The organism is Colwellia meonggei, from assembly GCF_057537295.1.
The window spans coordinates 204,134-226,882 of the sequence record NZ_BAAJLZ010000006.1; the positions used below are offsets into that span (position 1 = coordinate 204,134).

Annotated in this window: 19 protein-coding genes; 11 read left to right on the forward strand and 8 right to left on the reverse strand. The window is 38.5% G+C overall.

From position 1 onward, the window contains the following. The first annotated feature begins 137 nt into the window (after nucleotides 1-137). Entirely contained in the window at nucleotides 138-632 is a 495-nt protein-coding gene (gene folA, locus AC27E9_RS15150) for a type 3 dihydrofolate reductase (protein WP_487131595.1), read from the forward strand. Nucleotides 633-734: 102 nt separating this feature from the next. On the opposite strand, the gene AC27E9_RS15155 is transcribed toward folA, so the two are convergent. The 7 genes from AC27E9_RS15155 to AC27E9_RS15185 all read right to left on the reverse strand — a co-directional run bounded on the left by AC27E9_RS15155 (nucleotide 735) and on the right by AC27E9_RS15185 (nucleotide 9,563). Then, nucleotides 735-2,753, reverse strand: a complete 2,019-nt coding sequence (locus tag AC27E9_RS15155) for a methyl-accepting chemotaxis protein (RefSeq protein ID WP_487131597.1) — start codon at nucleotides 2,751-2,753, stop codon at nucleotides 735-737. 166 nt (nucleotides 2,754-2,919) lie between these two features. After that, nucleotides 2,920-3,738 carry a symmetrical bis(5'-nucleosyl)-tetraphosphatase gene (locus AC27E9_RS15160; RefSeq protein WP_487131598.1) on the reverse strand — a complete coding sequence of 273 codons (819 nt, stop codon included), beginning with the start codon at nucleotides 3,736-3,738 and terminating at the stop codon, nucleotides 2,920-2,922. 9 nt (nucleotides 3,739-3,747) lie between these two features. After that, on the reverse strand, nucleotides 3,748-4,140 hold the full coding sequence (gene apaG / locus AC27E9_RS15165; RefSeq protein WP_487131600.1) for a Co2+/Mg2+ efflux protein ApaG: 393 nt from the start codon (nucleotides 4,138-4,140) through the stop codon (nucleotides 3,748-3,750). Continuing rightward, entirely contained in the window at nucleotides 4,130-4,954 is an 825-nt protein-coding gene (rsmA, locus tag AC27E9_RS15170) for a 16S rRNA (adenine(1518)-N(6)/adenine(1519)-N(6))-dimethyltransferase RsmA (protein WP_487131602.1), read from the reverse strand. Before rsmA ends, apaG begins: the two co-directional genes overlap by 11 nt. A gap of 24 nt (nucleotides 4,955-4,978) precedes the next feature. Further along, complete coding sequence (gene pdxA, locus AC27E9_RS15175) at nucleotides 4,979-5,965, reverse strand: 4-hydroxythreonine-4-phosphate dehydrogenase PdxA (protein WP_487131664.1); 987 nt, start codon at nucleotides 5,963-5,965, stop codon at nucleotides 4,979-4,981. Then, on the reverse strand, nucleotides 5,962-7,284 hold the full coding sequence (gene surA, locus AC27E9_RS15180) for a peptidylprolyl isomerase SurA (protein ID WP_487131666.1): 1,323 nt from the start codon (nucleotides 7,282-7,284) through the stop codon (nucleotides 5,962-5,964). The genes pdxA and surA overlap by 4 nt, the downstream gene beginning before the upstream one ends. Next, nucleotides 7,284-9,563: an LPS-assembly protein LptD gene (locus tag AC27E9_RS15185; RefSeq protein ID WP_487131604.1), complete on the reverse strand. Its 2,280-nt coding sequence runs from the start codon at nucleotides 9,561-9,563 to the stop codon at nucleotides 7,284-7,286. Before AC27E9_RS15185 ends, surA begins: the two co-directional genes overlap by 1 nt. 145 nt (nucleotides 9,564-9,708) lie before the next feature. Here AC27E9_RS15185 and AC27E9_RS15190 point away from each other — a divergent pair, with 145 nt between their 5' ends. Genes AC27E9_RS15190 through djlA form a run of 3 tightly spaced genes read left to right on the forward strand, consistent with a single transcriptional unit; the run spans nucleotide 9,709 to nucleotide 12,287 of the window. Next, nucleotides 9,709-10,710, forward strand: a complete 1,002-nt coding sequence (locus AC27E9_RS15190; RefSeq protein ID WP_487131606.1) for an aminoglycoside phosphotransferase family protein — start codon at nucleotides 9,709-9,711, stop codon at nucleotides 10,708-10,710. 48 nt (nucleotides 10,711-10,758) lie between these two features. Next, nucleotides 10,759-11,442 (forward strand): N-acetylmuramate alpha-1-phosphate uridylyltransferase MurU, encoded by a 684-nt coding sequence (murU, locus tag AC27E9_RS15195; protein WP_487131608.1) that lies wholly within the window; start codon nucleotides 10,759-10,761, stop codon nucleotides 11,440-11,442. A gap of 35 nt (nucleotides 11,443-11,477) precedes the next feature. After that, on the forward strand, nucleotides 11,478-12,287 hold the full coding sequence (gene djlA / locus AC27E9_RS15200; RefSeq protein ID WP_487131610.1) for a co-chaperone DjlA: 810 nt from the start codon (nucleotides 11,478-11,480) through the stop codon (nucleotides 12,285-12,287). Between the two features lie 61 nt (nucleotides 12,288-12,348). Here djlA and AC27E9_RS15205 read toward each other — a convergent pair whose 3' ends face one another. After that, nucleotides 12,349-13,248 (reverse strand): LysR family transcriptional regulator, encoded by a 900-nt coding sequence (locus AC27E9_RS15205; RefSeq protein ID WP_487131612.1) that lies wholly within the window; start codon nucleotides 13,246-13,248, stop codon nucleotides 12,349-12,351. Between the two features lie 115 nt (nucleotides 13,249-13,363). Here AC27E9_RS15205 and AC27E9_RS15210 point away from each other — a divergent pair, with 115 nt between their 5' ends. From AC27E9_RS15210 to AC27E9_RS15240, 7 genes are all read left to right on the forward strand, one after another. Beyond that, nucleotides 13,364-15,007: an amidohydrolase family protein gene (locus AC27E9_RS15210; protein WP_487131614.1), complete on the forward strand. Its 1,644-nt coding sequence runs from the start codon at nucleotides 13,364-13,366 to the stop codon at nucleotides 15,005-15,007. A gap of 23 nt (nucleotides 15,008-15,030) precedes the next feature. Continuing rightward, the gene (locus tag AC27E9_RS15215; RefSeq protein ID WP_487131616.1) at nucleotides 15,031-16,155 is read left to right on the forward strand and encodes a dipeptidase; all 1,125 of its coding nucleotides are present in this window, start codon (nucleotides 15,031-15,033) and stop codon (nucleotides 16,153-16,155) included. Between the two features lie 149 nt (nucleotides 16,156-16,304). Then, nucleotides 16,305-16,595 carry an ABC-type zinc uptake system zinc chaperone gene (locus AC27E9_RS15220; RefSeq protein ID WP_487131617.1) on the forward strand — a complete coding sequence of 97 codons (291 nt, stop codon included), beginning with the start codon at nucleotides 16,305-16,307 and terminating at the stop codon, nucleotides 16,593-16,595. 98 nt (nucleotides 16,596-16,693) lie between these two features. Beyond that, nucleotides 16,694-17,941, forward strand: coding sequence for a hypothetical protein (locus AC27E9_RS15225; RefSeq protein ID WP_487131619.1), 1,248 nt, complete (start codon nucleotides 16,694-16,696; stop codon nucleotides 17,939-17,941). After that, nucleotides 17,925-18,848, forward strand: a complete 924-nt coding sequence (locus tag AC27E9_RS15230; protein WP_487131621.1) for a metal ABC transporter solute-binding protein, Zn/Mn family — start codon at nucleotides 17,925-17,927, stop codon at nucleotides 18,846-18,848. The genes AC27E9_RS15225 and AC27E9_RS15230 overlap by 17 nt, the downstream gene beginning before the upstream one ends. A gap of 12 nt (nucleotides 18,849-18,860) precedes the next feature. Continuing rightward, on the forward strand, nucleotides 18,861-19,634 hold the full coding sequence (locus tag AC27E9_RS15235; protein WP_487131623.1) for a metal ABC transporter permease: 774 nt from the start codon (nucleotides 18,861-18,863) through the stop codon (nucleotides 19,632-19,634). A gap of 286 nt (nucleotides 19,635-19,920) precedes the next feature. After that, nucleotides 19,921-22,578 (forward strand): TonB-dependent receptor plug domain-containing protein, encoded by a 2,658-nt coding sequence (locus AC27E9_RS15240; RefSeq protein WP_487131625.1) that lies wholly within the window; start codon nucleotides 19,921-19,923, stop codon nucleotides 22,576-22,578. Nucleotides 22,579-22,749: the final 171 nt, after the last annotated feature.

Genomic DNA, 22,749 nt, shown 5'->3' on the forward strand with positions numbered 1-22,749 from the left:
TTATTAAGGAACAATTCAGGTTTCTTATCATGTGAAGAGAAAAGATGAATAGCTACGTGGCAATTCACCTTTTTTGTTATCTGTAATAACGTATAATATTTTGATATTCAGTTAATTTAAAATTAAAAAGAGTGGTTATGACCATACTTTCGATGATAGTGGCACATGCCGATAATAGAGTGATCGGTAAAGATAACGATATGCCTTGGCATTTACCTGCAGATTTAGCATATTTTAAAAAAACGACTTTAGGTAAGCCGATTATTATGGGACGGAAAACTTATGAGTCGATTGGTCGTCCACTGCCGGGTCGTAAAAATATTGTGATTTCGCGTGATAGTGCCTATAGCGCAGAAGGATTCGAAGTAGTTAGCTCAGTTGATGCTGCATTGACCTTAGTAGATGATGTTGAAGAGGTTATGGTTATTGGCGGAGGTGCGATATATAAGCATTGTTTGCCTTCAGCAGATAGACTTTATATTACGCATATTGATGCTAATATTGCTGGTGATACATACTTCCCTTCATATGATTTAAAAAGCTGGCAAAGAGTCGAAAGTGAAGTTCGTCCTGCAGATGAAAAAAATCAATACTCACTCAATTTTTCTGTTTATCAACGTATTGATAGTTAGATATTTTTATTTGCCTATAGCACTTTAATAGGTAGCTTATAGGTGAAAAAAAAGAGCGCTAAGGCGCTCTTTTGTATTGTAAAACCTATTAGTGAATCAACACTAAAGTTTAAACTCTTGTACTGATTGTTGCAGCTCTTCAGCTAAGCGAGCCACTTCACTGCTAGATTCAGCAGTTTGTTGTGAACCAGCGGTTGTTTGCTCCGCGATAGCAACAATTGACTCAAGGTTTTCGCTGATTTCATGAGCAACAACACTTTGCTCTTCCGCGGCAGTGGCAATTTGTGAACTACGATCAAATGCTTCGTGAACCGCATGAGTAATAGTATCAAGTGCTTGTTCTGCTTGTACGCTTTGGTCAACACAATTCGTGGCTTGTTTTTTACCGGTATCCATTACTGATACCGCTTTCTCTGCACCACCTTGCAATACTTCAATCATATTTTGAATTTCTTGCGTAGATTCTTGTGTACGGCTCGCCAGTGTTCTTACTTCGTCGGCTACAACCGCAAAGCCTCGTCCTTGCTCACCAGCACGTGCAGCTTCAATAGCAGCATTTAACGCAAGTAAGTTGGTTTGTTCTGCAATGCCACGAATCACATCAAGAATGCCGCCAATTGAGGCGCTGTCTTGCTGTAATTTGTTGATAACCTGAGAGGCTGATTCAACTTCATTTGCTAGCAGTTCAATTGTTTCTCTGTTACGACCAGAAATAACCTTAACACGCTCTGCTTCATCGTCTGCTTGCTTAATTTCACCTAGCGCATCATTAGCACTTGATAAAACACTTTGTGAAGTACTGCTCATTTCGGTTGTTGCAGATGCTGCTTGTTCAACTTGAGTGCGCTGTTCTTCGATGGCAGTTGTACTTTGGGCGGTAACGGCAGATGTTTGTTCAGCAGCTGTTGCTAACTGGGTTGAGCGACTGACGATGCTTTGAATCAAGTTACGTAAGCTATCAATTAGTAAATTACAATTACGAGACAATTGCGCTAATTCGTCATTTCCGCTTTCGTCTAACTTACGTGATAAATCGCCCGACGCTACGACATTAAGCATTTCATTAACGCGACCTAGTGGGCGTGTAATACTCGTAACAGTAATCCATGCAATAATGACAGCCAATGCGACAGAAATTACCGTTATAACTAAGGTATTTCGGGTGCCGTCAGAAACAGAGTCTTCTACTAAAATACCTGTAGCAATGGCTTTTTTGTTAGCTAGATCAACTTGAGTGGCCAAAATGGCGTTGGTTTGGCTAATACCTTGTTCTGCGGCTTTTAGGCTTACTGTTGCAGCGGCAATCGCGTTTAATTGACTATCTTTGTTGTTAAAGATTTTATCACTGCCAGTAATAAAGCCTTCTAATTCCGCAAAACTGCCACTTAGGTCGTCGGCAATACCTGACATGTTTTGTTGATTTAATTCACTCATAACGTCATTGACAGAGTTTACAATGTCAGTAAATGAGTTTTTAATTTCGTTACTCACTAATTCCGCTGATTGTTGGTCGATAATCTCACGATATTCAAATGCAGAACTGACCATACTGTTCAGCAAAGTTTCTAAATGCTCGGCTAAACTAACAGCACGCTGTAACTTTGTGTCAGCTAAGTCATGATCAGCAAGGTCAAGTAAAATGGTTGCGGTGTCATCCGCTTTTTCTTCAACAGTATCAATTTTTTCAATAAGTGCTGAGTGCTGTTCAATCGACAGTTTACGATTGTTTAATACACTATTAATTTCATTTTCTAAACTATCGTACACAGCATCAACTTTGCGTAAATTAGCTATTAATTCCGCTTCGTCTTTCACTATGCTTTTGAGTTTTTTTAACTGAGCTCTAAAGTCGCTTCTATCTGCATCAAATGTACTTCGGTTTTCCGCAAGTGGGGCTAATTCTGTTTGATAATAAGCGCGGAGTGTTAAATTGCCAATATCCGTAAGATCTTGAGCTAATTTATTACTGCCTTTTAAAGTTGGTATCGCAAGTTCATTTTGCTGTTTTGTGGCATCACCAATAGTGTTTAAACTACTCCATGATATTATGCTGGTTAAAAAGAGTAAAAGCGAAATAATGGTGAAGCCACCAATTATTTTCATTGCTACTGTTAATTTCATAGATCCCACCAATATATAAATTATATTATTTTCTGATTAATCAATAAGGTATTAAAGATTTCATTGTGTAAATTAATCATTAATTATTATTAGACAACTAAGGAATACGCATAGGTCATAATGCTAGTATAACAAGCTATATAACTTTTTAAACCAATCAACGTCGCTAACTTAGTGTTTTATGTGCTGGTTCGGTAAATAATGCCTTGTCGTGCCATCGTAATATTGATAAGTGTTGCCCCCAAACACAGCCAGTATCAAGTGCATAAATGTTATTATAAGGGCAATAACCCATTAATGCCGCCCAATGTCCGAAAAGCCATTGTCCCTTATTATTTAAATGTTGAAAGTCAAACCAAGGCATTAACTCTTTTGGTGCGTTTTCTAAATTTTCTTTACAGGTAAAGTCCAAACTACCGTCAATATGACAATAACGCATACGAGTTAGCGCATTAATGGTAAATCTAAACTTTTCAATCTCGCTTTTAGCATTTTTCCAATTATTAGGCATTGAGCCATACATTTGCGCAAGCCAATATTTAAAATTGGCAGATATAAGCTTTTGATGAGCAATTTCAGCTTGTTCAATCGCTAATTGCGGTGTCCATTGTGGTGAGAGCCCAGCGTGGCTCATATAAACAGCTTCGTTTGGTAGTTTTTGAATAAGTGGCTGCTGTCTTAGCCAATGCATTAACTCCTCTACATCTGGAGCTGAAAGTAGTTGTGCGAGGTGATCTTGTCTCTTTTCTTTTTTTAATCCGTGAAATACAGACAACAAGTGTAGATCATGATTCCCTAAAACAACTTTTGCACTATTCTTTAAAGACTTGATTAATCTTAATGTAGCTAAGGAGTCTGGGCCTCGCGCGACGAGGTCGCCAGCTACATATAATTGGTCTTCATAGGTTGAAAAAGCAATCTTGGTCAGTAGTGCATCGAGTTCGCTATAGCAGCCTTGAATATCACCAACAAAATAAATTGCCATAATTTTCCATTAATTGAGTATGTTAGGCTTTGCTAAGCGAAATAGTGGTATCTCTACTTGAATAAGTTCACCATTGTCGCATTGCATTTGATAATGCCCTTGCATATTGCCCAATGGTGACTTCAGAATACAACCACTGGTATAAGTAAAGCTATCATTCGCTTTAATATATGGTTGTTGACCAATTACCCCTTCACCAGAAACCGTATTCGTTTCACCATTTGAGTCGCTAATTAGCCAATGCCGGTTAATTAGCTGAACTGTATCGGAGCTTTTATTGCTGATGGTGATGGTATAACTAAAAACAAATTGCTGTTCTGCTTCAAGTGATTGTTGCGTAATATAATCGCTTATCACTTCGACATGAATATTATTTGAAACATCAGAATATTTATTTGTCATTGTTTTCATTAATCGGGTTATCGGTAATAAAATTAGCTAACTTTATAAAATCATCAAGATGCAAATTTTCTGGACGTAAGCTTGGGTCAATTCCTAAAGATTGCAATTGTTCGGCAGAAATCAGTTTTTTAAAGCTGTTACGAATTGTTTTTCGACGTTGATTAAATGCAGATAAGCAAACTTGATTAAGTGCTTTAAGGTCTTTTACCGGGTTCTTAATTTCTTTATGTGGCACAAGGCGAACAATGGCAGAGTCAACTTTTGGAGCTGGTTTAAATGCCTCAGGGCCAATCTCCATAACTGGGATCACCTGACATTGATATTGAGTCATAATAGACAGACGACCAAATGACTTACAGTTTGGACCCGATGCCATTCGCTCAACCACCTCTTTTTGTAGCATAAAATGCATATCTTTCACTTTATCTTTAAAAGTCAATAAGTGAAAAATTAGTGGTGTAGAAATGTTATAGGGTAAATTCCCAAAAATGCGTAACGGCTTTTCTTCGCGCGCGAGTTTGGCAAAATCGAACTTTAATGCATCTTGCTCGTAAATGGTTAACTTAGGTGCTAAAAAAGGGTGATGGCGTAATCTGTGAGCCAAATCTCTGTCTAATTCAACCACGCTAAGTGCCCCCGCGCGCTCAATTACTGGTTCGGTAAGGGCGCCAAGACCAGGGCCAATCTCAATTAAATTTTCATTAGGCTCAGGGTTTATTGCATCGACAATATCACTGATGATTGCATCATTGTGCAGGAAATTTTGCCCGAAACGTTTTTTTGCTTGATGGCCTAAATGGGAGTTTTTACTCATAATATTGTTTTGCTCGAATAGCAGCTAAGTTTGGTTGTTAGCTAAAGTTATTGCAGTTTGAATAGCTTCATTGAAGCTTCCAACATCAGCTAGATTACTACCAGCTAAGTCTAAGGCTGTTCCATGATCAACTGATGTTCTAATAAATGGTAAGCCTAAGGTAATATTAACTGATGAACCAAAGCCTTTAAATTTTAGCACGGGTAGGCCTTGATCGTGAAACATACTTAAAATGGCATCTGCATCTGCTAAGTACTTTTCTTGAAAAATGGTATCAGCGGGCAAAGGTCCAATTAAATTCATTCCTTCTTGTCGTAATTCATCAAGTGCAGGGATCATTACATCTATTTCTTCCCGTCCTAAGTGGCCATCCTCACCTGCATGAGGGTTAATACCGCATACATATATTTTTGGCTGGGAAATACCAAATTTTGTTATTAAGTCTTGATGGAGAATTCGGGTGATTTTCTGTAATCGTTCGTGAGTAATAGCTTTAGAAACATATGCAAGAGGAATGTGTGTGGTTACTAATGCCACACGTAAACCTTCAGTTGCTAGCATCATAACAACGTCGGTACAGTTCGCTTGATGAGCAAAATATTCAGTATGACCGCTAAATGGAATGCCAGCTTGGTTAATAAGTCCTTTGTGTACAGGACCTGTAACTACAGCGTCAAATTCACCAGAGATATTCTTTTCACTAGCAATACGCAATGTTTCTACAACATAGCGACCATTGTTTGGATTTAATTCACCAGCTTGGCAGTTATCATCTAACTCTACAGGCAGAACCGTCAGTGTACCTGCTTGATGAGCCGTTGGTTTGTTACTAGCATCGTATTCTTTAATTGTTAATTCGACGCCTAGCATTTCTGCTCTCGAGTTCAGTAATTCAGGAGATCCAACAACAATAATTTCACTTGGCCATGACTGTTGAGCAATTTTTATGACTAAGTCAGGGCCAATGCCTGCGGGTTCTCCCGGTGTTATAGCAATTCGCTTTAACACTATTTATCTTCCGTTTCAATAATTTCAACGTATGCTTCGTCGCGTAATTCTTTAATCCAGCGTGCTCCTTCCATACCAAACTTCCGGTTATAGAGCATTTGATAAGCGCGGTTTTGATTCATTTGATTCGTTGCATCAAGCGTTCTTCGGCCAGTTAACTTTGCAATATGCCAGCCAAATGATGTTCGAAAAGGTTTATGGACTTCGTCAATATCTAAGCGAGCTAGAGCATTCGTAAATGCAGGGTCGTATTTACTTGGGTCTGCCCAACCTAAGTCACCACCTCTTGTTGCGGTAGGGCCATCAGAATGTTCCTTTGCAAGTTCAGCAAAGTCAGCTTCCCCAGCGTTTAATTTATCTACAAAGCCCTGCAACATAGCTTCTGCCTTCGCTTCGCTAAGAATAATTGAAGGTTCAATTAAGATATGGCTAGCTTTTACTTCTTCTACTTCTACAACTTGCCTACCTCGTATATCGACAAGCTTAACGATACTAAAACCTAACCCTGTTCTAACTGGGCCAAAAACGCTGCCTTTTTCTTTTCCATCAACTAATTTTGAAAATAATGTCGGCATTTCATTTATGCTTTTCCAGCCTAAATCACCACCTTCAAGAGCTCGACCTCCACCGGAAGAGGTCATGGCAATTCTTGCAAAATCGCTACCACTTTCCAGTAGTTCAATAACTTTCTCCGCACGAATCTTTGCGGCGTTTATATCTTCTTGACTAGGGTCGTTTGGAAATTCTATAAGGATATGGCCAAGGCGATATTCTACATCGGCGCTAGTTTTTTCCTTCATCTCTAACAAAAGATTAGAAACATCTTGAGGAGAGATATAAATCCGGCGGCTAAGGCTAGCACGGCGTACTTCTCCCGAAATTAATTCACTTCGAACATTTTCTCTATATTTTTCATAACTTTCACCGTTGGATATTATGGTATCTCGAAATGATTCCAGTGACATATTATTGTCTTGCGCCATATTTGATAACGTTTCGTCAAGCTGGGCGTCGCTAATTTGCATACCCATACGTTCACCAAGCTGCAATATAATGGCGTCGTTTATTAATTTCTCCATTACTTGAATTCGTAATGCGCGTGCTGAAGGCAAGGTTTGGTTGCTTTTTTTAGCTTGCAGGGTGATAGAAGAGATTAAACCTGTTATCTCTGACTCTAATACCACTCCATCATTCACTATAGCTGCAACTCTATCGAGTTCAACTTCTTCAGCAAATACATCTTGTGATGTGGCAAACATTAGCGTAGAGCTAAGGAGTAATAATTTTAATGAATTTTTCATGTACCGTAAATTTCTTCTAATTAATTATTAAGGAAGTATGGGCGTTTATAGCCGAATATACTTGAGTTAAACATATCACTAACGCTGTTAGATGATTGCTTGCTATTAGTACCATTATATACAAATTGAATATTAAAGCTGCTATCAAATGCGTCACGGTTTTCGTTTACAATATTGCCATCGTCGATTTTTGAATTAATATTACGATGATAAGTAAAACGTATACCCCAACAACAACTACTGTATTCAAAGCCAGCATAACTTTCGATACTACGTCTACCTTGCAAGTCTTGAGTAAAGCGGCCAACAAACTGCCAGCGTTGAGTAATTTTAACATTTGTTGCAAGTGATATTTGTTCTAATGACTCTCCTGAGACATCACTAGCGTACCTATGGTTCAATTGAATTGTTTGATTATTACTAAACAAATAGTCTAGTGAAGTTTGGCTTTTACTTGTCGTGCTAGTATCCGTGTTATATTGAATGTCGCTACTAAAGTGCCAATTTCGGCTTAAATTAACAAAAATATCGGCAGCTAATGCCGATTTATCGGCAACCACGTCTTGCTCGCTATTATTAAAATTACTTTCGTTAAAATAAACAATTCGACCTAAACTAAATCGTAAAAGCTCGGCATTTTTATCATTGAGTACTCTACTGGTTAAACCCCATGACACTTGGTTAGCTTGTGCTATTCTATCGATGCCACTAAAACGACGATCCCTAAACAAGCCATTATAATCATCCTGTAAATTGGTAGTATCATAAATGCCGATATTACTTTGATCTTTATCTGGTATATACAGGTATTGTACTTGTGGCTCTAGGGTTTGATTATAATTATTACCAAATAGTGATAGCTGACGATCGAAGTTTACCCCACCATGTATCCGTACTTTAGGTAAGGTTCTGCTTACGTTTTTTTCTAGCTCACTGCCAATATTGATATTTTTTTGTCGGTAATTGGTTTGCAATACTTTTAACTCAGAATTTAAAAACCAAGCAGGGGTAACGATGGGGTATAATAGCCCAGCTTCTAAATGATAGCGCTCTGCTGTCGGCTTTGTCTTATCAGGGGTATCAAAGCTTGAAAACTCTGAGTATATGTCAATGATGCCATCAAAATTGGAAAGTGCTTGCTGACTACTAATTTCTATCTGCGGTAAAGTCTTGTAGCTACGTTGGTGATTACCAAGTACTTCAAAATCCTGTAATTTCATTGTTGTTTGCCAGGTATCTGCAAAATAAGAAAGTTCACCAACTTGGTATAAATATGAATCATTAGAATTAAATTGACTACTGCCTAAATCAACAAGGTAGTTGTCATCACTGATTGTTGTATAGTCAATATGAGCACGGAATCTATCCGAGTAAGTACCTATATGCTGCAAGCGAGCTAAGTAACGAGAATCTTTATTATTGGATAATTTCTTATCCCTGTTAAGGTATTCAATATCCACTTGTCCTGACTGTAAACCTTGTAAGTATCTAAACTCAGTAATTAGCTGTGTACCGCGATCAGACATATAGCGTGGCGTAATTGTCGCATCCATATTTTCAGCAATATTGAGATAATAGGGAGTTTGAATCTCTACGCCTGAGTTATTTGATGAACTAATACTTGGGTATAAAAAACCTGATTGGCGCTCATCACCTATCGGCATGGTTAAATAGGGAACATAAAGTACTGGAACATCAAAAAGGCTAAAACGTGCATTGTAGGCTTCAAGTGATTTTTTATCTGCTGAAATTGTAATTTCGCTGGCACGCATTAGCCAATCGGGCACAGGGTCATAACAAGTAGTGAAGCTCGAATCAATGAAGCTTAATGTTTTGCCATTGCCATTAATATTAATTTGTTCTGCACTACCGTGGCCTGCAGAGCCATTGAGCTGATATGCCGTGGCCGTTAACTGAGTGGTCTTTTGTTGTTCATTGATACTGAGGGAGTCAGCGAAAACATCAATGCCTTTATTTTGAAAATGAATATCGCCATTAGCAGTTACTGTTGCGTCGTTTCTGTTAACAGATAATGTATTGGCAACAATAGATTTTTCTTCATTTAATAATGTTACACCCCCTGAGAACTTGGCGAACTCGCCTTTTTTGATGCTTGATGTTGATGATAAAATAGTAAAATTTTCACTGCTAGCTTTATCTGATGGATGAGATATTTTTGCATAACTTGGAATTGGGCATTGGCTAATATCAAGATTATTCGTATTACTACTTTGTGCGTTGCTGGCATAAGAAAAGAAAAAGAGGCAGGCAAAAGAAACTTTGTTAAGGGAAAAACGCATTTATTGTCCGAATAATTAACTTATAAAAATAAAAAGCTTAGAATAAGAGCGGCATTTTACCGCTAAAGTTTATAATAATATAGCAATTTTCATTAGCCTGCGAATTAGTTATATTGGCATTATTACATTTAAGAGAATAATATCATTGAACACCTCAAGAACAACGCAATTAAAGCATTGGTTAGAAGATGCTTTTTCTTGTAATAATATAAGCTTAATGCCATTAACTGGTGATGCTGGCTTTAGACGTTACTTTCGATTCCAAGTTCAAAATAAATCTTATATTGCAGTTGATGCGCCAGTTGAACTGTCTAATAACCAAGCATTTATTCAAATGCAGGCACATTTACATTCGGTGAATGTTAATGTGCCAAAAATTTTAGCCAAAGACATGACGCATGGTTTTCTATGTTTATCTGACTTTGGTGACACTTTACTGGCTGATAAATTATCAGAAGATAATATGCAGCAGTATTATTTGCAGGCAATTATCGAACTAGAAAAAATAAACTTATCATCTTCTTCGTTGACTAATGAATTACCTGAATATGATGAAGCTTTTGTTAATACTGAATTGATGATATTTCAGCAATGGTTGTTAGATAAACATTTGGGTATAGAACTATCACCTATAGAACAACAAGAGTTAGACAATTGTTTTCAATATTTGTCTGATGCCATCATGACACAGCCGCAGGTATTGATGCATCGTGATTACCATAGTCGTAATATTATGCTAATTGAAAATCAGCAGTTGGGGGTTATTGACTTTCAGGATGCCGTGAAGGGACCTGTAGTTTATGATTTAGTTTCGTTATTGCGGGATTGTTATGTTCGTTGGCCTGATGCGCTGATTGCGCCAGTTGTAGAAGCATATCGACTCAAGATGCAGGCGAGCTTTCCTCATCAAGATATAAGTTCAGCAACATGGCAGCAATGGTTTGATTTAACGGGTATTCAGCGTCATTTAAAGGCAAGTGGAATTTTTGCTCGTTTACATCATAGAGATAATAAGTCTAATTATTTAGCTGATATACCGCTAACATTGACCTACATAAAAGATATTAGTCGCCAGTATGATAAGCTCAGCTTTCTTCACCTGTTAATTAGTGAACAGGTAATACCGGCATTGAGCGAAATAGCGTAATAATCAACAAAGCTGAATCCCGAGCTTTAATTAGATGGAAAGTTTTATATGAAAGCTATGATATTAGCAGCCGGACGAGGTGAGCGTATGCGACCTTTAACAGATACATGCCCGAAGCCGCTACTTAAAGTTAATGGTATACCTTTAATTGAATATCACATAAAAAATTTAGCAGCAGCAGGTATAACAGACATTGTTATTAATCATGCCTGGTTAGGACAGAAGTTGGTTGATTATTTAGCTGATGGTAAGCAATTCTCGGTAAATATTACCTATAGCGAAGAGCCTGTTGCATTAGAAACCGCTGGTGGAATTATCAAAGCCTTACCTTTGCTGGCTAACAACGAACGAGATACATTTATTGTCGTTAATGGTGATGTTTATTGTGATTACAATTTTAATGACTTGCCAAAGCTTGCGAGTGAGTTCGATGCGCATTTACTGCTTGTTCAAAACCCGGAACATAATGCAAAAGGTGACTTTCAACTCGCTGGCAATAAATTGATTAATCTAATTGATAATCAACAAACAACTTATACATTTAGCGGTATAGCGTTATATAAAAAACGTTTTTTCAGTCAGAATGTCGCTGAAGAATTACACTCAGTGGCACCACTTGCGCCTATGTTAAGGGCTGGCGCGCAGAATGGTAAAATAACGGCGAATGTAATAGATAACGCTTGGACCGATGTTGGTACTCCTGAGCGACTAGCTCAACTGAACCAAAATTAATATAGTTTATAAATAAAGAGTAATTGAGTTTTATTATGCGCATTTGGGGCAAAATTTTGGGTTTCTTATTTGGCTTTATGTTAAGTAAGAATATTTTTGGCGCTTTATTAGGGGCCTGGTTAGGTCATAGATTTGATAAAGGTGTTGGGCTTGATTTTAATAATTTAGCTGGGTCAAAAAGTGATACTGATCGTCAAGCGGCGTTTTTCTATAGCACGTTTTCGGTTATGGGCTATATAGCAAAGGCAAACGGTCGTGTAACTCAGCACGAAATCGCGTTTGCTACGGCATACATGGATAAGTTGGGGCTGCAAGGTGAATTACGTCAGCAAGCGCAAGAGGCTTTTCGTGATGGAAAGACAACAGGTTTTCCGTTAACAGAACGACTTGGAAAGCTAAAGTCAGCAGTGGGTAATCGTCATGATTTATTACTGCTATTTTTAGAGATCCAAATTCAAGTAGCGTTTGCTGACGGCAGCCTAGACAAAGACGAACGCGATGCATTACATAAAATCGCTAAAGGGTTAGGGTACTCGGCAAAAGAACTAGATAAGTTGCTTGAAATGATCATTGCCGGCGCTAATTTTCACCGACAGGGCCAACATGGCGCTAATCAAGGTTATCAACACTCTGCTCAACAGCTTGAAGATGCCTATAAAGTATTAGGGGTAACTGAGAAAAACTCGGCTAGTGAAGTGAAGAAAACGTATCGTAAGTTAATGTCGCAGCATCATCCCGACAAATTAGTCGCTAAAGGATTACCGCCAGAAATGATGGAAATTGCCAAACAAAAAGCGCAGGATATTCAAGCAGCCTACGAATTGGTTTCTGAGCAAAATAAATAATTTTCAATCATGGTATTCACTATTCTCTGTTTGCAGTTTTTTGGTTTGAAAAAAGCACAAGTTAGGGGATAGGGTGCTCTGAAAAGTAATGCTTAGCTAATTCAACAAAAGTTTTTACGCGAGTGGAAAGCTCGTAGCGGTGCGGGTACATTGCCGATATCTGTAATTGATTCATCGTATACTCAGGGAGAATTTCCACTAGGCGTTTTTCAGTAACATAACGTGCCACTGAATAGCTTGGTGCTTGTATTATCCCTTGGGCATTTGCAGCTGCTTCGTTGAGTAATTTGCCACTATTTGATGTCCATGACCAATCCAGCTTTATTAACCTTCTTTCGCCATTAACAATAAATAACCACTGTGCTTTTCGTAAACTGTGATTAAAAAACAGTAGCTGATGATGCGCCAATTCGTCAAGATTCTCAGGTGTGCCATACTTTTTCAAGTAATCTGGACTTGCCCATAAAGACAATCGCGACTGTGCCACTTTCTGTGCAATATAACTGGCATTGCTTAAGCTCGGAGCGACTCTAAATGTTAGATCGGTTTTATCGTCAAATAAATCTATTGGCGTATTATCAATGCGAATATTCAGTTTTACTTGTGGATATTGTGCTTGATAAAGGGCGATCAGTGGCGCCAAATATTGCCCACCAAACTCCGCTGTCGTTGAAATTCTAAGTTCACCGCTGGGTTCGTTTTTTAGTTGTCTCATTTGGCTATCAACTAAATGTAATTTTTTTAGCAGCGGCTTTACGTGGTTTCGGTATTGCTCGCCAGCTTCGGTGAGAAATACTTTGCGAGTATTGCGCTTTAATAAAAGGCAGCCCAACTCTTGCTCTAGCTGCTTTACATAGCGACTTACCATAGTTGTGGATATGCCCATCTCATTGGCGGCGTGAGAAAAATTTAAGTATTCAGCTGTTAGGCAAAATGCGGTTAAAGCAGTAATTTTATTCATTTATACTTTAAGATTATCAACTAAAAGTTGATAAACTATGCCTTTTTAGTTGCTTTTAAACAAGAGGCGTTCAAGGCAAGATAAAAGCACATTAACTAACTATTAACGAAATCAGATGAATGCATTGAAAAAAATTTCACTCGTCGCTGCGTCGCTAGCACTTGCCTTACCCGTTACAGCACAAACATTAGCTTTGAAAAATATTAATGTAGTTGATGTTGTTGCTTTAAAAATTAATGAAAATCAAACTGTGGTAATTGAAGATAAGAAAATCAAATCAATTACAGCCGCAGGTAATAAGGCTCTAGCGAAAGATATAGTTGTCATTGATATGAGCGGAAAGTACCTTATTCCAGGGTTGATTGATACGCATGTGCACCATGCTACTTCTCCAGATGATTCTGATAATGACCAAATCACCCGGATGCGTTTAAGAAAATTGCTACAAGGTGGGGTTACGTCCGTTAGAGACATGGGTGGTGACACTCGCGCCTTGAATTCCCTTAAGCGTCGAGCTGACAATGATGTTATTCAATCTCCTGATATTTTTTATTCGGTAATTATTGGCGGCAAAGAGTTCTTCTCTGATCCTCGAACTGTCGCTTCAGCAAAAGGTGAAACACCAGGAGATGTAAACTGGATGCGGGCAGTCAACGAGCATACTGATTTTGATGATATTATGCTACGGGCTGCGGGCACTGGAGCTACAGGCATTAAAATTTATGCAAAAGTTCCAGCGAGTATTATTCCAAAATTAGAAGACTCCGCCAAGAAACACGGCTTAAAGGTATGGTCACATGCTTTTGTTGGTCCAGCAAGACCACAAGAGTTGGTAAATGCTGGTGTAGAAACGATTTCCCACGCGCCCGATATTTCAGCTCATGTTGTCGATAATTTTTATCAATTGCGCAGAGAAGGAAAAAATATCACTAGCGAGCAAAAAGTTGACTCTTTGCAGCTAGAGCGATATCAGCCGCTCATTGATGATATGAAAAATAAAGGCACTATTTTAGATGCAACATTAACGGTTTTTGAAAAGCAACAGCAAGCACGTGGAGAACGCGGTCAGCTAATGTATCAATGGGGAAGTATCTTTACGCAACTAGCGCATAAGAACGGTATCAAAATATCTGCTGGAACTGATGGTGCCAGTGATTATTACCAGTCTAAATACCCACTAGTTCAACATGAAATGCAATTACTTGTTAATGATGTTGAAATGACGCCATTAGAAGCCATTCAAGCGGCAACTATTAATGGTGCAGAGGTGATTGGTATTGATGCTACTCATGGTGATATTAGTGTTGGAAAAGTAGCTAATTTGGTTGTGCTTAATAAAAACCCTGCTGAAAATATTAATCATGTTAAAGATATTGCCCATGTTGTGAAAAATGGCCAGTTTGTCTACATCGGTGATGATAAAAGTCTACCTTTTGTTAGCGCCAAAAAAGCTGGTGGTATGCTGTGGCTATCAGGTCAAATAGGCAATTTCCCAAGTACAAAAACATTAGCGGGTAACGACATTACCAGCCAAATGCAGCAAGCAATGAAAAACATTGGCAGTGTTTTGCAAAACTATGATTTAAATTATAGTGATATCGCTAAGTGTACCTTAATGCTGGCAAGCATTGATGATTGGCAAAAAGCCAATGAAGCCTACTTACCGTTTTTTGTAATGCCGCCAGCACGCAGCGCTTATGCCGCTGCAGGCCTTGCATTAAATGCAAAAGTAGAAATTGAATGTGTTGCAGAGCTTTAATTAAGGAAGGGTGGGGATTAAAAATGAAAAGACGACAGTTTTTGAAAATTGGCTCAGGTTTCTCTATCGGTTTCTTACTACCGCAAAGTGTATTTGCATTAAGTCATCAGCAAATAACTCATAGTAATATGAGCTGGCAACCTTACGATAGCAGCATAGTGATTGATGGCCTCAGCGCCGCTTTTGATTATGGTGTTAAAAGTTTTGATGAAAATACGTTAGCACTCTTTAAACAATCAGGTATCAGTGCCTTGAATGCCACAATACCTTCACCTGGTGACGACCATAAAACGACCCTAGTTAAAGTACAAGCAACGCTTGATTTAATTAAGTGTTATCCAAAATATTTCCGATTGGTTACTAAGGCTGCAGACGTACTAGCAGCCAAGCGGCAAAAACAAATTGGCATTATTATGGGCTTTCAATCAACAGAAATGTTTGCTGATGATTTAAGCCAAATTGATTTTTTTGCTCGCCAAGGTGTTCGTTACATGCAAATGAGTTACAACGGCCCTTCGCAATACGGCAGTGGTGGGCTAGTGAGTGATGATGCTGGCTTAACAAATTTAGGGCGAAAGGCACTTGCGCGTATGGAAAAAAATAAGGTGTTGGTCGATCTTTCTCATTCAGGAAAGAAAACCGTTGCAGATGCAATATCAGCTGCTACTAGGCCACTAACAATTTCTCATACTGGCTGTAATAGCGTTTATCGCCATCCTCGTAATAATGATGATGCGGAGTTAAAAACTGTTGCAAACAAGGGCGGTGTAATTGGTCTTTACTTAATGCCATTTTTAGAAGGTGGTGATAGCGAATTAACGGCTGAAGCTTTATTACGTCACATTGATTATGCCGTTAATCTAGTGGGTGAAGACCATGTATCAATTGGTAGTGACCAAGGTGTCGTGCCGGTAAATGATGGCCCAGAGTATCGGGAAGCCATTCGCCAAGAAGTTAAACGACGCATTGCCGCTGGTATTTCAGCGCCAGGGGAAACACCTAATCGTCCACCTTTTATAGCTGAGCTAAACTCTGAAAGGCGGATGGAGTTGATTGCTTGGCATTTACAAAAGCGTGGTTATCAAAATAGACAAATTGATAAAATTCTTGGTACAAACTTACTGAATCTTTATCGGGAAGTTTGGTAGGTGATAATCAGACAGAATATTTGAGGCTAAAAAATTGCGCTGAAAGGGCGCTTTAATGTGATAAATGGCACAGGCTTGGCTTGCATGGCGTGTTGTAAGTCGCGTACACTATTGGGGAATTTGATTCATTCACTCATTGGATAGCAGAAATGTACTTTTCAGTAACTAACAGGCGACTCATCGCAATATGGCTCAGTGCTATATTGTTAGTTTTGTCTGTGGCTGCTTCTGCGCATAGTGTTGAACATATCGATGAAGGTGCGAAAACGCACTGTACTTTGTGCTTTCACCAGCATCAATTCAATCAAGTACTACCGCAGCAAGACGCCAATCTTGAATTTATAAGTCAGCAGTACGAACTAACGAGTATTGCTCAACCGTCATTAGCACTTGTTCATAGTGTTACTTACCTTAGTCGCGCACCTCCCGTTTCTCTTTAAAACTCATTATTTAACAATTTGCATTCCCACATACCTAATTTGCTATTTGGCAGATGGTTTGTGTTGTCGTATTTAATTTATTTTAGAGATTTAAAGAAATGAACAACAAACAATTTTTACCGACCCGTTTACCTGCGAAAATTGCTGCTGCATTAGCAGTAACAGCCTTACTTCCTGCAACATCACAGGCGCAAACACCAACGCTTTCTAATCCTACGGTTAGTGCTATTTTAGATGGCTACTATCAAAGTGAAAATCGTGTAATGGCTGAACGTGCTGAAGGTTTTGGTTTAGGTGAAACTGAATTGGCGTTTAGTGCCAGTATTGATGATATGTTCTATGGCAAGTTAACTACGGTGTTTGAATCGCATGATGGAGAAAGCGAAGTAAACGTTGAAGAGGCATTTATTCAAACTATGGCATTGCCTAATGGTTTTACCGTACGTGCAGGTCGTTTTCTATCTGATATTGGTTATTTAAATAACCAACACTTACACACTGATGCTTTTACGAGTCGCCCTAGTGCGTATCGAGCTTTTTTGGGTGGTCATTATTATGATGACGGTTTACGTGTAAGCTATACAGCTCCAACCGATATATATTGGACTATGGGCGCAGAGGTTTTTGCAGGCGATAGTTTACGTGCAGCTGATGAGCATGGCGAGCGTGAATTTGATACGACAGGTGTTTATACTGCTTTTACTAAATTTGGCGGTGATATTGGTACGGAAAGCTCTTGGCAGTTAGGTTTTAGTTACTTGCGTAATGAAAATGGGCAATTAACACCAGAAGAGCATGAAGAAGAAGACCATCACGAAGAAGAGCATGCGGAAGACGAGCATGGTCACTCTCATTCAGCTAGTTATACCGGTAAAAATACCTATGTCGCTGACTTTGTTTATAAGTGGGCACCAAATGGTAACTATAAATATCAACATTTAACGTTGAGTGCGGAATATTTTCGAGTGAATGACTTTATGGTTTCGGAACTTCATGATGAGCATGAGGAAGAAGAACATCACGATGAAGAAGAGCATCACGACGAAGGTGGTAAAGATTATCATCAAGCCTGGTATGTTAGTGGTGTATATCAATTCTCACCGAATTGGTCTGCAGGTTTACGCTATGGTGAGCTAGATAGCCAATTACAACATGAAGAACATTTTGATTCACAAGAACTAAAAGAAACTGAGTTGAGTATTGCTTGGCATAATAGCCATTTTTCGACTGTACGATTAGAGTTCAGTCATCAAAGTAATGTTGGTTTTGAAAATGCTGAAAAAGATAATGTGATAACTTTACAATATGTTATGGCTTTGGGGGCTCACAGTGCGCATCAATTTTAAATTTATCTTAGGTAGTGCGTTACTCACATTAAGCCATAGTGTGCTAGCGCAAATGAATATTTTTGCATGCGAACCAGAGTACGCCGCGTTAGCTAAAGAACTGGCACCTGAGGCTAGAATATATTCGGCTACAACGGCTATGCAAGATCCGCACTTGGTCCAGGCACGTCCTAGCCTAATAGCTAAAATGCGCCAAGCCGATTTGGTTATTTGTGCTGGTGCTGAGCTGGAAATTGGTTGGTTGCCCATGTTGCAAATGAAAGCTGCTAATGCGCAAGTGCGCAGTACTGATAAAGGTTTGTTTTTTGCTGCAGAGCATGTTGATACCTTAGACAAAGTGGCAAATGTTGATCGTAGTATGGGTGATGTACATAGCTTAGGTAATCCGCATTTACACTTTTCTCCGCAGCGAATGTTAGATATTGCAACTGCATTAACAGCTAAGCTTGTTCAATTAGATGCTAAACAAGCGAATAGCTATCAGCAGCAACTTGAAAGCTTTAGTAAACGTTGGCAGTTGTCTATGTCAAAATGGCAGGCTTCGGCAGATAAATTAAAGGGCATGAAAGTCATTGCCTATCACTCAAGCTTTCGTTATCTATTTGATTTTGCAGATATTGAGCAAGTTGCTGATTTAGAGCCTAAGCCAGGTTTGCCACCAACAAGTGGACATTTAGCTAAGCTTTTAAAACGTGCTAAACAAGGTGATATTACTGCGATTGTTATCGCATCATATCAAGATAAACGTGGTGCTAAGTGGCTGGCTGACAAAGCTAACCTACCTATTGTGGTGCTGCCGTTATCTGTTGGTGGCAATGAAGAAAGTGATGACTTGTTTAGTTTATACGACAGTGCTTTTACGTTATTGACGCAAGAATATAGCGCTGAAAAATTAAAAAAGCTGTAATAGGTAATCACAATGAATTATGAGCTACTTACGATTTTGCTACCAGCGTTTGTTGCCGGCATATTAGTACTTTCTACCCATGTTGTTTTAGGGAAACAAGTACTAAAACGAGGCATTATCTTTATTGACTTAGCGATAGCACAAATTGCAGCTTTAGGCGCGATTGTTGTACGTATGGATCATGACATTGCCGAACTCGCCTATGTAAACATTTGGATGCCAGCAATATTTGCCTTGGCAGGCGCTGGCATTATTGCGTGGTTAGCCAAGCGCATGGAGGAAGAACTAGAAGCTATGATAGGCTGTTTTTATGTTCTTTCCGCCGTCGCGGCAATGTTATTACTGTCTAACGACCCACATGGTGGTGAACTACTTAAACAACTGATGTCAGGGCAAATATTATGGGTTAATTGGCAACAGCTATTATTACCAGCCGTAGTATACAGTGCCATTTTAGCACTTATAGTAATTAAGCCTAAAATACTAAATGGAGCCTTTTTCTATTTATTGTTTGCCCTAGTTATTACCTTGTCAGTTGAATTGGTTGGGGTTTATCTTGTATTTAGTACATTAATATTACCTGCATTAGCAATTAATAAGTTACAGGGGAAATATGTGTTATTTTGGGCGTATGGCATTGGACTTATTGGCTATGTTTTCGGTTTGTTTTTATCCGCAAGCTTCGACTTACCCAGTGGAGCAACCATAGTGACTACATTAGCATTAAGTGCTGTGCTATTTAGACTTACGGGTAAAGTGTTTATGAAAGCAGAACCTGCAACCTAATTATCACTTTTTAAGTAAATGTAAAGGAGCCTAAGGGCTCCTTTTTTATTAATAAAGTCTTTCAAACACCTAATTTAAAATATCCGAATGATTTCGTAGAATAAATAACTTCGGTTAACAAAAGTTTACATTTTCGTGAAGCAACATATTGAACTTCTCTATTAAAGCTAAACATTATTTGTTATAAAAACCTGCTGATTTGTTTTAATTAAACAGTAATTAAGTATTGTAAATGGAATAAAAAAATATAAAAAACAAATAAATATAAAAGCAAAAGGAAGGAAACATGAAAGTCTTTAAAAATCGTAAGAACACTCTCGCCATAGGTATCGCTACCGCACTGATCACGTCACAAAGTTACTCCACTTATGCAGCCGAAGAAGAAGTTGAGCGAATTGAAGTGACAGGTTCACATATCAAAAGAACTGATATGGAAGGTCCATCACCATTAACATCACTGAGTGCAGAAGATATTGCCAATACTGGGGTCACGGATCTTATTGGCCTCTTTACTAAGTTACCGATGGCCGGGCAAGGCACATTTTCAACACAAGGGAATAGTAGTGATAATACCAGTAACGGTGGTTCAAGTGTTTCGTTACGAGGTTTAGGTGCGGATTCAACGTTAATATTGGTCAATGGCAGACGAGTATCTGTATCCCCATTTGCTAATAACATTGATACTGCCTTTGTTGATATTAATAATATTCCCCTGGCAGCTATTAAGCGTGTGGATATTTTAAAAGATGGTGCTTCCGCAACTTATGGTTCCGATGCTGTTGCTGGGGTAATTAATATTGTTTTAAGAGATGATGTTGATGGTGCCGAAGTTTCCGCCAAAATAGGTGACACAGCAGACGGTGGGGGTGAAGAAAAAAATATCAGCCTAGTTTGGGGTAATTCTACCGAAAAAACGAGTCACACTTTTGCTTTAGATTATTTTGATCGTGAAGAAATACTTTATGGTGACCGTGATTATTCAAAGTCAGCTAATCAATCGGCACTTAGACCAAATGACCGTTTTGCAACTGATTTTAGAAGCTCATCGGGCTTTCCGGGTACAATTGCTTTGAAATCGGATCCAACAAATAGAATTCCTGATACTTTTGGTAATGATGTTTGTGCACCAGAAGATATTGTAGGTACGCTATGTCGCTATGATTACGCTCCTGTGATGACTTCCGTTCCAGCAACTGAGCGCGCAAGTTTTATTTATATGGGCAAGTATGAAATCAATGACAATTTACGTGGCTTTGCTGAGTTAAATGGGCAACATTCAAAAACAACCATTCGTGGTGCTGGTAGCCCAAGTTTTAATGAACTCTTTATGGCTGGTGATAATGTTAATCACCCATTTGCTGATATGCCTGATCATGAGTTTTATCAACAAGACTTAACCATGCGCAGACGAATGGTCGATATAGGTAATCGTGAAAAGCGTGTTACGTCAGATTACTATCGTTCAATTATTGGTTTACAAGGTGAGCTAAACGAGTGGAGCTGGGAAGTTGCATATAATTATATTAAGAGTGAGTCAACTGAACGAGGTGTAAATGGTTTCCCTAACTCTCGCAGAGTACAAGAGGCGATAGATAGTGGCTTATGGAATCCATTTGAACCGTCGACAAATACTCAAGAAGCTCTAGACTTCATTGAAACTACAACTTCACGTATTGGTAAATCCACGAGCAAGTCATTTGATGCTAAATTAAGTGGAACACTTACAGAGATGGAGCATGGTGACCTTGGCTTGGCTGTAGGTTTTGAATACCGTGAAGAAAGCATTAGTGATAACCCTGATGACCAGTTTTTGCGTGGGGAGGTGTTTGGTACTGAAGCTACACAAGCTAATGGTTCACGTGATAATACTTCAATATTTGCAGAACTTGCAATTCCTGTACTTGATACTTTAGAAGTACAGGTTGCGTTGCGTCATGAAGATTACAGTGACTTTGGCACGACAACCGATCCAAAACTCGCATTTATATGGCAGCCAACAGAGTCGCTTTCTTTACGTGGCTCATACGGTACAGCATTTAGAGCACCGTCATTACACCAAATTGGTTTAGGAAATACTGATGAATCTCCTAACTTAGTTGATACAGTACGCTGTAATGCCGTAGGTAATATTAATAAAGCCTGTGAACCTCAAGAATATACTGCTGTTTTATCAGGTAATGCGGATTTAGGGCCTGAAGAATCGACAAGTTATAATTTAGGTGTGATTTATGAAGTAACAGATAACTTCGATTTTTCAGTTGATTATTATGACTATGATATTGAAAATGTTATTACCAAGGATACTCAATTTAAGTTTAGTACATTAGGTAATGATCCAAGTGTTGTTGAACGTTTACCTTCGAATATTTCCGGTGACCCTGGAGAAGTTGTTCGCATCTTCGACCAATTTGAAAATATTGGAAATATCACAACATCTGGATTGGATATTGAAGCGAATTATGGTTTAGATACGGAAATGGGAGAGTTCAAGTTTTCTTATGTTGTAAACTATGTTTTATCTTATGAAGATGCACGTCCAAATGCTGATGGTAGTATGCGTATAGATACCCAAGAAGGTGATTTTGAACAGCCAGAAGTTCGTTGGACGTTTAATACCAATTGGATTAAAGATGATTGGAATGCAAGCCTTGCTTTAAACTATATAGGCTCATTTAAACAGGATAACTCTGTACGTATTCAAACTATCAAAGATACAGATGGTAACGTTATTGAAACAGTTACATTATCCGATATAGATTCGATGCTAACCGTTGATACTGTTGTTAATTATATTGGTATAGAAAACACAACATTAAGTATAGGAGCAACGAACCTCTTTAATGAAGAACCTCCTTTTACTTACCATGACTTTATGGGGTATGTGAATAGCACTCATAATGCTCAAGGTCGCTTTGTATATCTAAAAGCAAGTTACAAATTCTAAATAAACTTTTGATTTAAAGATCTAATTAGCAGAAGGCTCTTATTCAATTAAGAGCCTTTTTTATATATGAACGTGCTAAATTTTTTACGTTCTTATTTAACTGATAAAAAATAAATTATAAAAAATTGACCCTTTTTTTTCTTATTTTACGAGTAATTAAATTGTTCTAAC

Coding starts and splice junctions, on each gene's coding strand:
- AC27E9_RS15225 (WP_487131619.1), top strand. CDS start 16,694: ATGAACAACAAACAATTTTTACCGACCCGTTTACCTGCGAAAATTGCT.
- murU (WP_487131608.1), top strand. CDS start 10,759: ATGAAAGCTATGATATTAGCAGCCGGACGAGGTGAGCGTATGCGACCT.
- AC27E9_RS15205 (WP_487131612.1), bottom strand. CDS start 13,248: ATGAATAAAATTACTGCTTTAACCGCATTTTGCCTAACAGCTGAATAC.
- folA (WP_487131595.1), top strand. CDS start 138: ATGACCATACTTTCGATGATAGTGGCACATGCCGATAATAGAGTGATC.
- AC27E9_RS15155 (WP_487131597.1), bottom strand. CDS start 2,753: ATGAAATTAACAGTAGCAATGAAAATAATTGGTGGCTTCACCATTATT.
- djlA (WP_487131610.1), top strand. CDS start 11,478: ATGCGCATTTGGGGCAAAATTTTGGGTTTCTTATTTGGCTTTATGTTA.
- AC27E9_RS15220 (WP_487131617.1), top strand. CDS start 16,305: ATGTACTTTTCAGTAACTAACAGGCGACTCATCGCAATATGGCTCAGT.
- AC27E9_RS15210 (WP_487131614.1), top strand. CDS start 13,364: ATGAATGCATTGAAAAAAATTTCACTCGTCGCTGCGTCGCTAGCACTT.
- apaG (WP_487131600.1), bottom strand. CDS start 4,140: ATGACAAATAAATATTCTGATGTTTCAAATAATATTCATGTCGAAGTG.
- rsmA (WP_487131602.1), bottom strand. CDS start 4,954: ATGAGTAAAAACTCCCATTTAGGCCATCAAGCAAAAAAACGTTTCGGG.
- AC27E9_RS15240 (WP_487131625.1), top strand. CDS start 19,921: ATGAAAGTCTTTAAAAATCGTAAGAACACTCTCGCCATAGGTATCGCT.
- AC27E9_RS15185 (WP_487131604.1), bottom strand. CDS start 9,563: ATGCGTTTTTCCCTTAACAAAGTTTCTTTTGCCTGCCTCTTTTTCTTT.
- AC27E9_RS15235 (WP_487131623.1), top strand. CDS start 18,861: ATGAATTATGAGCTACTTACGATTTTGCTACCAGCGTTTGTTGCCGGC.
- AC27E9_RS15160 (WP_487131598.1), bottom strand. CDS start 3,738: ATGGCAATTTATTTTGTTGGTGATATTCAAGGCTGCTATAGCGAACTC.
- AC27E9_RS15215 (WP_487131616.1), top strand. CDS start 15,031: ATGAAAAGACGACAGTTTTTGAAAATTGGCTCAGGTTTCTCTATCGGT.